9 protein-coding genes are annotated in these 12,739 nt (G+C 45.6%); 6 read left to right on the forward strand and 3 right to left on the reverse strand.

Features of this window, described 5'->3' with window-relative positions; genetic code table 11:
- Positions 1-17 precede the first annotated feature (17 nt).
- Positions 18-302, reverse strand: a complete 285-nt coding sequence (locus GJQ68_RS23630; RefSeq protein WP_162415558.1) for a type II toxin-antitoxin system RelE/ParE family toxin — start codon at positions 300-302, stop codon at positions 18-20.
- 120 nt (positions 303-422) lie between these two features.
- Here GJQ68_RS23630 and GJQ68_RS01690 point away from each other — a divergent pair, with 120 nt between their 5' ends.
- The 5 genes from GJQ68_RS01690 (at position 423) to GJQ68_RS01710 (ending at position 6,145) form a co-directional block, all read left to right on the forward strand.
- The gene (locus tag GJQ68_RS01690; RefSeq protein WP_162415559.1) at positions 423-695 is read left to right on the forward strand and encodes a hypothetical protein; all 273 of its coding nucleotides are present in this window, start codon (positions 423-425) and stop codon (positions 693-695) included.
- Between the two features lie 312 nt (positions 696-1,007).
- Positions 1,008-2,333 (forward strand): purple acid phosphatase family protein, encoded by a 1,326-nt coding sequence (locus GJQ68_RS01695; protein WP_162415560.1) that lies wholly within the window; start codon positions 1,008-1,010, stop codon positions 2,331-2,333.
- A gap of 495 nt (positions 2,334-2,828) precedes the next feature.
- On the forward strand, positions 2,829-4,244 hold the full coding sequence (locus tag GJQ68_RS01700; protein WP_162415561.1) for a sensor histidine kinase: 1,416 nt from the start codon (positions 2,829-2,831) through the stop codon (positions 4,242-4,244).
- Positions 4,245-4,341: 97 nt separating this feature from the next.
- Positions 4,342-5,484: a 6-bladed beta-propeller gene (locus tag GJQ68_RS01705; RefSeq protein ID WP_162415562.1), complete on the forward strand. Its 1,143-nt coding sequence runs from the start codon at positions 4,342-4,344 to the stop codon at positions 5,482-5,484.
- A 1-nt stretch (position 5,485) separates the two neighbouring features.
- A complete protein-coding gene (locus tag GJQ68_RS01710; protein WP_162415563.1) occupies positions 5,486-6,145 on the forward strand; it encodes a LytR/AlgR family response regulator transcription factor in 660 nt (219 codons plus the stop codon).
- A 174-nt stretch (positions 6,146-6,319) separates the two neighbouring features.
- On the opposite strand, the gene GJQ68_RS01715 is transcribed toward GJQ68_RS01710, so the two are convergent.
- Positions 6,320-9,541, reverse strand: a complete 3,222-nt coding sequence (locus GJQ68_RS01715; protein ID WP_162415564.1) for a PVC-type heme-binding CxxCH protein — start codon at positions 9,539-9,541, stop codon at positions 6,320-6,322.
- A 227-nt stretch (positions 9,542-9,768) separates the two neighbouring features.
- Here GJQ68_RS01715 and GJQ68_RS01720 point away from each other — a divergent pair, with 227 nt between their 5' ends.
- Positions 9,769-11,229 carry an SLC13 family permease gene (locus tag GJQ68_RS01720; protein WP_162415565.1) on the forward strand — a complete coding sequence of 487 codons (1,461 nt, stop codon included), beginning with the start codon at positions 9,769-9,771 and terminating at the stop codon, positions 11,227-11,229.
- Positions 11,230-11,518: 289 nt separating this feature from the next.
- Here the strand turns inward: GJQ68_RS01720 and GJQ68_RS01725 are convergent, their stop codons facing one another.
- Positions 11,519-12,730 (reverse strand): tetratricopeptide repeat protein, encoded by a 1,212-nt coding sequence (locus GJQ68_RS01725; RefSeq protein ID WP_162415566.1) that lies wholly within the window; start codon positions 12,728-12,730, stop codon positions 11,519-11,521.
- Positions 12,731-12,739 lie beyond the last annotated feature (9 nt).

Here is a 12,739-nt window from a genome sequence, read left to right on the forward strand (position 1 = left end):
AAGCCATTTAATTTAATTTAGTGTGTATCAACATAGGTTAGATCATAAGCCTTACCATCCTCAAATCTGAACAGTATCCGATAGTTTCCGGTGATATCCATACTCCAATATCCTTGGAGATCTCCTTTTAACGGGTGCGGTCTCAATCCTCTGAATGGCGACAGGTCCTGCGGTACATCACTTAAATTATCTATAATATCCAGTACCCTACGGATCTTATTAAGCTGAACGACAGGCAAATACTTACTATTGCCAGTTTCCCAAAACAGCTTTAAACCCCTATGTTTAAATGTCTTGATCATTTATTTTGAATAGTGTAAATATACACTTTACAATTTGAATAAAGTCTTTTTACACTAAAATTCCTTTATCGCTTGTCTGACTGTACCGGGTTGTTTAAATCAACGAAACAATCAAAGAAAATGAAAAAGTACGGTAAGAATGTCTGGACGTATCACCTGATTGCAGACGGACCTGCGTTGATTTATATCTGGTTTTGGGTAGAAGCCGGTACACCGGGATCGATTTCTTTTGTACTATTTGCGCTCATCTATCCCTTCTTATACCGACCTGTGGTGGATTATTACAGACTCCTTGCCCTGGAGGCCATTGAGAAAAAAGACTTTCCGAAAATGTGGAAATGGGCTGGCTTCTACCGGTTCAAATGGTATAGCAAGCTGATGTTTGGCGTATAAGCCCCTAGCACCTCCTCTGTTGGTGGAAATCCGTCTAGCGTCTTTTCCTCCTGTACCGCTTATCTGCTTACCGGTAAACGAACAGCTCTGCCAAAGTCTCCACCAGCAGCACCAGCTCCCCTATCCTGCTGTATTTTTTAACTAACAAGTACATTGATTAAGCAATCACGAAATGGATTACCGTACTAAATGTATAACAACAAAGAGATGAATACACTAGAAATCCGAAAATAGCAGGGGTAGGCCAATTTAACTCATTGGGAATAGGCACTTTTTCTCGTTTCCGGTATATTTACCAAAAACAACAAATCCATGCCATCCCGCTTTACCCTCAGCCTTTGGTTACGCTTTTTTACCGGTCAACTGCTGATCCTTTGCCTGTGTTCAGCTGCCCTGGCCCAAACCGAACCTGCTGCCATCCTGCTTACCTGGAAGCATGACCCTACTACGACCATTAGCATCGACTGGCATACGCTTCCGGAGGATAATGCCTTGGAAACGCTTTCTTATCGCTCCGAAGGTACATCCGAATGGCTGGCCGCTCCGTCCCAATCCTTTCCCTTCCCCCATTCGGATCGTCGCATTCACCGCATCGAACTGAGCAACCTGAAACCCGATTCCAACTATGAATTTCGTGTAGGGGAATTCCAGCGGATCTATTCCTTTCGCACCCTGCCGGCCAAAAACAACCGCCCCCTCCGATTTGCTGCCGGTGGGGATACCTCGCATGGGGAGCTGTTCCGCCAAATGAACCGTGCCGTGATGCGGTATGATCCGGACTTTATCGTCTGGGGCGGAGATCTGGCTTATGCCAATGGAGACAAGGAGAACGTGGACCTCTGGTACCAATGGTTTGATGGAATCCGGGAAACGCTTATCTCCGAAGAAGGGCGTGTCGTTCCGATCATTGTAGGCCTGGGTAACCACGATGTCATCAACCACCATTACCCGGCATCGGAAAGTGTGATCGATGCGGACATGGGCATGCCGGCCTTTATCGCAAAAGTGAAAGCGGGCGAAATGGAGGAACCCACTGATGCCATACGCCTGGCAAAAGGACCCTTTTTCTATCCCCTATTCGCTTTCCCCGGCCAACCCGGCTACGGCGTACTGGATATCGGCGACTACCTGAGCCTGATCATCCTGGACAGTTCGCACAGCAACCTGATCAGTGGCAGCCAAACCGAATGGCTGAAAAGCACGTTGGAGGAGCGGCAGGATAGGCCCCACCTACTTCCCGTTTACCACAAGCCGGCGTATCCATCCGGCCGGGTGGAACCTGGAGGAAAACGCATCCAATTCTGGTCTGAAGAAGTACTCGATAACTGGGTTCCGCTGTTTGAGGAATACGGGGTTCGGGTGGCCCTGGAAAATGACGACCATACCTATAAGCGAAGCTACCCGGTAAAAAACAATGCCATCCACCCCAATGGGATCGTGTACCTGGGTGATGGCTCCTGGGGAGTAGCGAAAAAGAAGCCCAAAACCCCGGAAGAAGTCTGGTACCTACGGAAATCTGCCGAGGAAAACTCGGCCATAATTATTACCCTTCAGGGGCCTCAACAGTATTTTTTGATGATCAATGAAAATGGAAAAATCATCGACGAATACCCCGAGACCATAAAAATAATTCCCTAAATCAATTTATAGCCTGCATTAGATCTAAATACCCGGAGTTATTATTTTTCAGGCCCTCTATTTTTGTAAAATTAAGCTACGTTTAAACTTGAAAAAATCATAGTTAACGCTTAAAAAAACTAAAGAAAATCAGCAAATTTTACAGGAGTTAGATCGATTACCTACCATAAATAGTTAACCCCTTAAATTCCATCCCTACTTTCCCCCATTTCATCACATAAATTTGATTGAAATTTTTACTTGGTTTATTCTTGTGTCATGATTAATGCTTCCGGATTCCGATCAGAAAGGAATGACAAAATCCGGAACCATTTTACCTTGACAAACACCATGACCAAAGCTACTAAAAGAACCTATATTGCGCTGATTCTCGCCGGTTTGTTATACAATATCTATTTGACCTGTAGCGCATGTGCAGAGGCCAAACAAATCATCCCAACGCAAACCAGGTACAGCGTATTCGGGTTAAATTTACATTTTTAAATGGAATACAATATGAAAAACAAACCCTTAGCATTTCAGGAAATCGAATGGTGGATTGTCACCTTTGTTTTTTTGATTCTTGTGCTCGTAAATATTCTAAGTGCTGGAAGCAGTAGTTTTCACTATTTCCCAGGCAATCCCACTGGTTATTTTGCCAGGGTTTTTATTCCGTTAATCCTCTTTTTGGTCTTTTACCTGATGCATCGGGTGCTGATCCCCCGATATCGAGAAACAAACCGAAAAGGACCTTTAATTGGCTACGGCTTACTGATTTTCACCTTGTCCTATATCCTTGTTTCCTTATTCTCAGTGGGCTCCGAAATTACCAATTCTCCCTTTACCCCATTTTATTTTACGGCTATGGCCTTGTATGGTGGCTACCTGGTTTGGGTACTCCTGCTAAAGGAGGTTTTTTTACCCCCTAAGATGGATGACTTTCTGACGTATAACCTGCTAAGGTTGAGCAGTATTTTCTTCTTTGTGGTTCTTTTTCTATTTAAATTCGACTTTCTGGTTTCACGGAACATCTCTGTGATCCTGGCACTTTTTCTTCCAGCCTCCATTCTGGTAGTGTTGTACAATTTCTTTTTGATCTACAGAATGCGCTTACATGGAAAGCAACGCGCCGCCCTTTGGTTTAACATATTACTGATCGTGGGTTTTCCCGGTTTTTTATTGTTTGTAGGGCTTATGCAACAGGATCCAGGCACGGTGCTTTTGGGCTTAGGCACCGGATTGGTCATCCAGTTGGTCGTGCTGCCCCTTTCCGATCTGGCCTTCGAAAAGTACTTTGGCATGAAAGGCAAAATAGAAACCCTCAGCCATCAGGTAGACCGCGGATCGGCCGACCTCCGTTTTCTCAAGTCCCAGATCAATCCTCATTTTCTGTTCAATGCCTTGAATACCCTATATGGGGCGGCTTTGATGGAAAATGCCGAAAAGACCTCGGATGGCATCCAAAAACTGGGCGACATGATGCGCTTTATGCTACATGAAAACCAACTGGATAAAATCCCCCTACGACGGGAAATCGAGTACCTGCGCAACTACCTGGACCTTCAAATGCTGCGCTTTAAAAAGGAGGATAATTTGGAAATTAGCATTAAATTGAATGAAGAACACTGTGAAGGAACCATCGCCCCCATGCTGCTAATCCCTTTCGTAGAAAACGCCTTCAAACACGGCATCAGCACTAAAAATAAATCCTGGATCCGGATTAACCTGCGTTGCCTGGCCGGATCGGTGCACCTGGACGTGGTCAATTCCCTTCATCCGCCCAAGGCCCTGAAAGACCCTACCGATGAATCCGGTATCGGTTTGGACAATGTGCGCAAGCGATTGCAGGTACTGTATCCCGACAGGCATGACTTAACGATTGTTTCAAACGATACGGAGCATTTTGTTCATTTTTCGGTCCAAATAGACTAACCTAAAATCGAGCATGACGCAAGCGACCCACGGAGGGATGATTATAAAGCATGCGAGATTCCATGTGGCAACTTAAAGACCATTATAAACACATGAAATGATACATCAACGCCAATTACGCTACCTGATCTGCCTATTGATAGGGGGAATCTCTTGTCAGGGACCGAAAGATCAATCCGACTTATCCCATATAACGATTTATTCATTTGATGAAGCGGCACCATTGGATGCCAAAGAATTCGTTGAGAATCAACGTTACGTTCTTTTGAGCATAGAAGAAGAGGCTTTGTTTAAACGAGTGGATAAGTTATTAGCGATCAATGATCAGTTTTACCTTTTTGATCATATCAATAACTCCGGAGTATTGGTCTTTGATGCGCAAGGAACCTTTATCCGTAAGATTGGTGATTTTGGCGAGGGGCCGTATCAACTAAATGGCATTGAAGATTTCCAGGTAAGGAAAAACGGAGAAATATTGGTTTTAGATGCGCTTGATAACAAAATTATTGTCTATTCTCCTGAAGGAAACTGGGTCGAAAATATTTCCATTCCTGTAAATGCAGGAGGTTTTATAGAAACAGAGACCGGCTGGCTATTCGCCATTAACAATGACAATCAAAACGATGCCATTGCGAATTATCCCAAAGTTGGGAGTTTTGATACTTCTTTTAAGTTAGACAGTTTGTATTTCGGCTATACAGCTATCGGAGGGAATACCAATGTATATTACCATGCAGGTTTGTTGTCTCAAGCTTCTGGCATTGTTTATAATCGGCCTCCTGATGATACCGTGCGCCTTTTTTCCAGTGCAGGAAAACTAGAACATCAAATTTTAATAGACTTTGGAGACAGTAAATTGCCTGAGCATGTTGTCAATGATATTACACTTGCTGATGAATTGAAAGCAAAAGGGCTAAATCACCATTACCTTCAATTACCTGTTAAGATAACCAATAATTTGATTTTGGGCGTGATTGTTAGTACGAAAAATGATTTCTGGACATTTGCTATTAATTTAAAGACCGATAAATTACATGTTGATAAAATTGACTTTTCTGACGTTCATTTTCCTTCTTTGATCCTTCCCACAGCGATTACTCCCACCGGGGAAGTGGTCACATTGATCGAACCCATTTCATTTGTGTCAGATACTCAGCCAGAAAACTATCCGGAAGAAGTAATCAAACATTTTGAAAATGAAGGTTCCGTGTTGTTACTGCACAAATTGAAATCCAACTGATATGCTAAAAGCTATAGCAATAGACGACGAAAACATGGCATTGGAAGTCATTAAATCCCATGCGGCTAAGGTGCCCTTTCTGGAGTTAGAGGCGGTTTTCTCGGATGCCATCACGGGCTTTGACTACCACAAAACCCAGCCCGTTGACCTGATTTTTTTGGACATCAACATGCCGGATATTTCCGGAATCGACCTGGCGGGCATGTTGCAAGCTGAAACCATGGTGGTATTTACCACGGCCTATTCGGAGTATGCTGTCAAGGGCTTCGAGCTCAATGCCCTGGACTACCTGCTCAAGCCTTTTTCGCTGAGCCGTTTCCTGCAGGCTTGTCAAAAAGCACGGGACTGGAAAGAGCTGCAGCCTTCTGAAACAAATGGACATGTGTTCATTAAAACCTCCGAGGGCCAAATCAAGGTCCACTTTGCAGACCTGCTGTTTTGTGAAGCCACCGGTAACTACGTGACCTTCTACCTGGAGGGGGAAAAGGTCATTAGCCGCATGACCTTCAAGGAGCTGGAAAAGTTACTACCCTCCTATTTTGTCCGCACCCATCGCTCCTTTATTGCCAATAAACACCGCATGGACAAAATCGGAAAGCACCAGGTGCAGCTCGGTGAATATACCGTGCCCGTCAGCCTTTCCTACGGCGGACTTTTGTAGTGTTTTTTTGTTCAACTAGTTCGCACTGGCAAAAATTGGTTTGAAAGCCAAACGTAACTAATTCCCCCTTTTTAAGGGGGAAAGGGGGATTTTTTCGAGCAGTTCAAATAAAACGGATAGAAAAAACAGGTAGCTCCAATTCCGGAGCTGCCTGCTTTTTTACTATTTCTGTTACTATTCTCCCGCTTCCATGGGATGCTCCTGCAGCAATTCCGCCGGTGAATAAAATCCTTGTTTGCCTTTGGTAGCTTCCCGCACTGCGGCCACTTTTTCGGGTTTGATGGGGGAAGATTCATTTCCAAAACTATTCCGTACATAGGTAGCCACGGCAGCTACTTCCTTATCATTGAGCATACCGGCGTATGGGGTCATGGGCACCTGTCCCGGATATTCCTTATCCAGCACCTCAATGGGGCCCATTAGGCCATTGAGAATAATCTTCACCAGCCGCTCTTCGCTTCCATTTACCCACTGAGTACCCGCTAGCGGTGGAAATCCGGAAGCACTTAGGCCGTTTCCGTCGGGCTGATGGCAGGTGATACAAAAGCCTTCCCTGCTGTAAATGGCTTTACCCATTTGAAAAAGGGTCAGGTCTTCTCCTTTTAGACGGCTATTGGATGGTTTTTCTTCCTGAGCCGCTTCCTGAAAGACGATGCTACCATCCGGATTCACCACCATGTTGCTTACGGACATGTCGTTCAGGTGAGCTAAAGAAGTCTCAAAGGGTTTTTGCATCCAATCATCTTTGGGATGCTCGTTTGCTACCTCCAAAATGGCCAGCCCATCCTCTTTGTCCAGCCAGGAGGCGGCCACGATGGCTTCCAATCGAACCCTTCCGTGCGGATCGGCGGCCGCTTTTTTCAGCATCTCTACCTGGTCGGGCACCTGATGACCGGTATACCGTAATATCCGGGCCACGGCGGCGCGCACCCGGTGATCGTCGGAAGCAAACAGTGTTTTCATCAAATCCTGATCCACCTGGTTCAATCCCCAGCTTACCCAAAGGGCTTCCAGCAAATGGTGTTCATAGCGGGAGTCATTGGCATCCAAATTGGCCATCCAGTCCTTCATTTTCACCAAAACTTCTGCTTCATCCCTGCCACGTAATTCCGCGCGGGTGCGGTAGCGGGCCCTGAATTCCGGCAAGGTAAGGTTGTCCAACAAGGTTTCTATACTTTCGCCGGCAATTTCCGGAGGGCTTACCAACGGTCGGGAAGGATAGGTAATTCGGTAAATCCTGCCATGCACATGGTCTCTCAACGGATCACGGGCATTGTGCTGCATGTGGCCTACCAGGATATTATGCCAGTCCACGAAATACAAGGAGCCATCCGGGGCAAATTCCATGTCTACCGGCCGGAAATTCCGGTCATCGCTACGGATCAGGTCTACCCGGTGCTCACTATCATACCCGGTGCCATCTTCCATCATCTTGTGCATTTTCATGCCCAGAAAGCCGATGGTGTTGTTGATGAGCAGGTCACCCTGTACTTCTTCCGGAAAATGCCTGCTGGATACAAATTCCAGCCCTGAAGTCGGGCGCACCCGGTGGGCATCTTCAATCAGGTTGGGGCCTTTATGCGTGCCCTCACCATATCGAGGCTTAACAGAGCCGGGCATCATCCAGCGTACATCCGGTCCTGAAGTCTCTGCAAAGAAGTTTTGCCCCCAATCGTCAAAGGCAATTCCCCAGGGGTTGGGAATGGGGAGCTGTGCGGTTCTTTCCAGGCGCTTTCGAGCGGGATTGTACCGGTAAAACCCACCATTTGTCGCCCGAACCGGACCATAGGGAGTTTCCACATTGGTATGCAAAAACACGCCTTCTCCCATGTAGATGGCTCCTGACGGATCCGCCACAAAAGCAGAAATATTATGGTGGGTATCGTGGTCGTCAAAGCCACTTAACAGAATTTGGCGCTCTTCAGCATAATCGTCCCCATCGTTGTCCTTGAGTATGATAAAATTGGTGCCCTGGGATAAATACACGCCTTCAGGCGCAATTTCCATACCGATGGGCAGGTGCAGGCTGTCTGCAAATACGGTTTGCTTGTCAGCTTTCCCGTCATTATCGGTATCTTCCAGGATGAGTATTTTATCATTGGGTTTGGGATCTCCCGGTTTGTAGTGCGGGTAGCTGGGCATTACGGCTACCCAAAGCCTTCCCTTGGTATCAAAGGTCATTTGAACCGGGTTTGCCAGGTCGGGAAATTCGGATTCTGAGGCAAACAATTCCACTTTATAGCCCTCTGCAACCTCAAACTTCTCCAGGGCATCCTCGCCATAAAGATAGTCAAGGTCGCCGTTTTTTTCCGGGTTATAATTGGTCTCTACGGGAGGCAACTCAATCGTATTTTCATCCGCCGCCGCCAGGTCAAAAGCTTCGCCCTGGCTGGCATTCCAGATGGCTTGATCCCTATTGGCGGTCATCTGACGGATCTTTTGCAATTCGTAGGGATAATTATCCGGCCCGAATGGATTGTACCTTCTACCAAATACGTGAACGCCGTTGGGAATTTTATAATCGTTGTGCCACATCCAGTTCTTTTCGAGGACTGCGGCATGAATGGCTTCTCTCCGGTCTTCTGCCACGGCATCGTCAGATCCAAAGAGGGCATCGGTCAGAAAATGAGAAAACTGCTTGTATCCTTCCTCGGTAAGCTGAAAGCCATCGATGGTAAGGTATTCCTCTGAATTGGCATACCAGGATTGCGAAGGCTCAAACGCATCCACAAACAATACCTCATTGGCAGCAGCTATTTCCTGCATGGCCTGAGTATACAGTTTCAGGTGATCGTTTTCCTTTTCTCCGTTGGGCAAGTCAAAATCTCCACTCAGGTTTTCAAAGGCTATTGGAGAAACCAGTGCAAGCTGCGGTGCTGCCTCGCCATTATAGAGTGTGTTTTTCGTATGATTGATAAATGCCTCAAGCTCATTTTTGTAATCTTCCAAGCCCTCTTGCCCTTCAAAGGACTCGTTGTATCCAAAAAACCCGACAATGATATCTGCTTCGTGCCGTTTGATCCACTCATCCGGTGATTCGAAATGCCCTTCACTGCCCGAATTGGTAGCCAGTTCATCCTGAAATTCCTCCGCTCCAGGAAAAGCCCAGGGAGAAACCCTGCCAGCATGTGGCCGGAATCCGGGTGTATCTCCCGCATCTGCCATGTTTCGGATGTAGAGTAAGGAATCGGGATAACGAACGTGCATTTCGGTTTCAAAGTGACCAAAATTCATCATTCTAGAGGCCAGATTATTCCCTACAAGTACGATATGATTTCCTTTATTTAATGCTAATTTTGGCCCCTCCGGACCGCACTGAAAAGCAAAAAAGGAGACCACCACTACCCAGAACAAGGCCTTCACGCGGTTAATTCGATCTAAATGCTGTTGGATCATTTGTATTTGTTTAATTTGATTCAGGTTTAGGTTAATTCAATATTAACATTATTTCCCAATTATTCTTAAATAAAGTACATGAATTGGGAAATTCTATCCTGCACTGTCCTGTATGGTCCATGGATGGGAAAGGTAAATCGCCGAAAACCAAGCCTCTTATTAGAATTGTGTTAGGAATATTTTTGATTTTGCCGTTTTATAGTTATTCTTAGGACTTATTCCAAACTATGCAAACTCAAAAAATTGGCTTAATCCTGGGGCCATTGGCCTTTTTAGGGATCTATTTCTTTGCCACTCCCGAAGGATTATCGGATTCCGGTGTTGCCTTGTTGGCCATTACTTTTTGGATCGCCATTTGGTGGATAACCGAAGCCATTCCCATCGCCGCTACTGCCCTGCTTCCTTTAGTCGTCTTTCCGCTAACGGGCGTATTGGGGATCAAAGCGACCTCTATTCCTTACTCGGACCCCATGGTATTGCTCTACATGGGAGGGTTTATGATTGCGGTAAGCATCGAAAAGTGGAACCTGCATAAGCGGATAGCGCTTCGAATCATTTCGTACTTAGGTACAGACTTAAAAAAAATCATTTTAGGATTTATGGTGGCCACGGCCTTTCTATCCATGTGGATTTCCAATACCGCCACCTCCCTGATGATGCTGCCCATCGCCGTGGCAGTAGTGGTACAGATCAGTCATGGCAATGACACCATAAAAAAATCCCTTGGACAGTCACTGATGTTGGGAATTGCCTACAGTGCATCCATTGGTGGTCTGGCCACCATTATCGGCACACCAACCAATATCATTTTGACGGGCGTGGTCAAAAATACCTACGGTATTGAAATCAGTTTTGGTGAGTGGATGCTGATCGGTTTTCCCATTTCTGTGGGCTTGCTTTTTATTTGCTGGTATTACCTGGTAAACTGGGCTTTTCAATTTCCTAAATCCCTCCAAATAGCTGGAGGAAAAGAAGAAATCAAAAGGCAACTGGCCCAATTAGGGGCTATCAGCATACAGGAAAAACGGGTTCTATGGATTTTTATGGGCGTCAGCCTTTCCTGGATTACCAGAAGTTTTCTCCTACAAAAATACATACCGGTGCTAAACGACACGATCATCGCGCTAACAGGCGTTTTGCTTTTGTTCGTGATACCGGCGGGAAATGAAAAAAAGGAACGCCTTCTGGATTGGAAGGTAGCCGAAAAAATCCCCTGGGGCATTCTGATCCTCTTCGGAGGTGGTCTGGCCCTGGCCGAGGGCTTTCAGGAAACGGGCCTGGCAAACTGGATCGGGGAGCAATTTATTTTACTTCAAAACGTGCCTTTTTGGCTGTTTTTATTGCTGATCATCGCTGCTGTTAATTTCTTAACCGAAATCACCTCGAATGTGGCTACTGCTTCCATGCTGCTCCCCATACTTTCAGCCGTAGCCTTGGCCATGGGGGTACATCCCTTTGGATTGATGGTTGGAGCTACCATGGCTGCTTCCTGTGCCTTTATGTTACCGGTGGCAACCCCTCCCAACGCGGTGGTTTTTGGCTCTGGCTACCTGACCATTCCGGTCATGATGAAAACTGGGTTTTTTCTCAATTTGCTTTCCATTGTATTCATTCTGTTTCTTACGCTTTTTTACGTTCCCTGGATTTGGGACTTTTCCATGCTAGCTTTTCCAGAGGCATGGAAGTAGGATTTGGAGAGCGGTTCGGAGACTTGGGGACTAAGTGACTGAGGGACTTAGAGACTTGGTGACTTAAGGACATTGTGACTTGGAGACGGAGAGACTTAGGGATTTAGAGACTAAGGGACTTGGAGACTAAGGGACCGAGAGACTTAGGGGCATAGTAACTAGGAGACATCAGGGGCTCTCAGATGGCGTGACTTTACAAATTAAAAAGGGAACACAGATTTTTTGAAACAAAAAAGGGGATTGCTGAACGTTTGTCGGCAATCCCCCTTTTTCAATCGTATTTACTTCATTATTGCGAAATCCAATCGTCTCCAAGTATATCGGAGAGCTTCTGATCGTATTCTTCTGCTTTTGCTTCATTTTGCAGACGCGTATGGATCTGAAACAAAATCTGCATTATTTCCGTGTTATCGGGCTTCAATTCTAACGCCTTGGTAAAGTAAGGTAACGCTTCTTCATACAAACCATCAGCTTCTGCCAACATGGTATCTGATTTTTCCTCCCACTCTTCATCAGAAAAGTTGTTTACCTCCGTGATGATATTTCTTGCTTTGTCCAGGTAAATGGCTCCGGCGTAATAGTTTCCTTCAAAGAAATCAGGATCAGCTTCTACCGTTCTTTTATACTCCTCCAATGCTCCTTCCATATCTCCGGAACTTTCTTTCAAATACCCGTATCTTAAGCGTATGGCAGGGTTGTCCGGATCGTTTTCCAATGCTTTTTCTATGGAAACCATGGCTTCATCCATTTTATCCAATTGCAACAACAACTGAATCTCAAATTCTGCCAGTCCTTTGTCTTCCGGATAAAGTTCCCGGGCTTCGGTAGCCAATCTATACGCTTCTTCCGGATCCTTTTCCTCCGCACTGGCGATTTGGATCAGGAAATAATAAGCGTTGAGTTTATTGTATTCATCGATGTCCAACAAGTGCGTAAAATACTTTTTCGCCGCCTCGGTATTGCCAATCATATTAGCGGTATATCCCGCATTAAAAACCGTTGTGGTGTCCTTGGGATCCAGGTCAGCAGCCAAAGAAAAGAATTCAAATGCCTGATCCATGTCCTCTGCTTCATACCTTTCACTTCCTTTGTTTAATGAAGCATTTTTCAATCGGTACACGCCCTCTCCCTGTAAGTTTGCAGGAAGCTCTGGAACGACCTCTTTAAACAGGTCTTTGCTCACCTTACTGGTGGAATCCATATCCTCCATTTCGAAGGTGGTCATAAAACTGGACTCTGCTTCTCTTCCCAAACTCACTGTTTCTTCGGTGTTGGAAGAGTCTGCTTCGAACAGCTGTGTTTCTATCTTGCCTTTGATGAAATAGGTCTCCGATTCGTTTCCGGTTTCTTCATCCTTTACAGCATTCTTAATGTCTGAATAGGCTTCTTCAATATTGCCTCTTCTTAGGTTTCTTTCGGCAGATCGTACCACCTTTTTCTGGCCAAAGGCAACTGTAGCAGCGATGCCCACCAAAGCCAATGATAAAATTAACTTTTTCATGTTAGGAAT

This window comes from Cyclobacterium roseum (assembly GCF_010119225.1).
GTDB lineage: Bacteria > Bacteroidota > Bacteroidia > Cytophagales > Cyclobacteriaceae > Cyclobacterium > Cyclobacterium roseum.

What these genes read in the sequence shown, in the direction of transcription:
- GJQ68_RS01710 (WP_162415563.1), top strand. Translation starts at nt 5,486, where the DNA reads ATGCTAAAAGCTATAGCAATAGACGACGAAAACATGGCATTGGAAGTC.
- GJQ68_RS01690 (WP_162415559.1), top strand. Translation starts at nt 423, where the DNA reads ATGAAAAAGTACGGTAAGAATGTCTGGACGTATCACCTGATTGCAGAC.
- GJQ68_RS01700 (WP_162415561.1), top strand. Translation starts at nt 2,829, where the DNA reads ATGAAAAACAAACCCTTAGCATTTCAGGAAATCGAATGGTGGATTGTC.
- GJQ68_RS01715 (WP_162415564.1), bottom strand. Translation starts at nt 9,541, where the DNA reads ATGATCCAACAGCATTTAGATCGAATTAACCGCGTGAAGGCCTTGTTC.
- GJQ68_RS23630 (WP_162415558.1), bottom strand. Translation starts at nt 302, where the DNA reads ATGATCAAGACATTTAAACATAGGGGTTTAAAGCTGTTTTGGGAAACT.
- GJQ68_RS01720 (WP_162415565.1), top strand. Translation starts at nt 9,769, where the DNA reads ATGCAAACTCAAAAAATTGGCTTAATCCTGGGGCCATTGGCCTTTTTA.
- GJQ68_RS01725 (WP_162415566.1), bottom strand. Translation starts at nt 12,730, where the DNA reads ATGAAAAAGTTAATTTTATCATTGGCTTTGGTGGGCATCGCTGCTACA.
- GJQ68_RS01695 (WP_162415560.1), top strand. Translation starts at nt 1,008, where the DNA reads ATGCCATCCCGCTTTACCCTCAGCCTTTGGTTACGCTTTTTTACCGGT.
- GJQ68_RS01705 (WP_162415562.1), top strand. Translation starts at nt 4,342, where the DNA reads ATGATACATCAACGCCAATTACGCTACCTGATCTGCCTATTGATAGGG.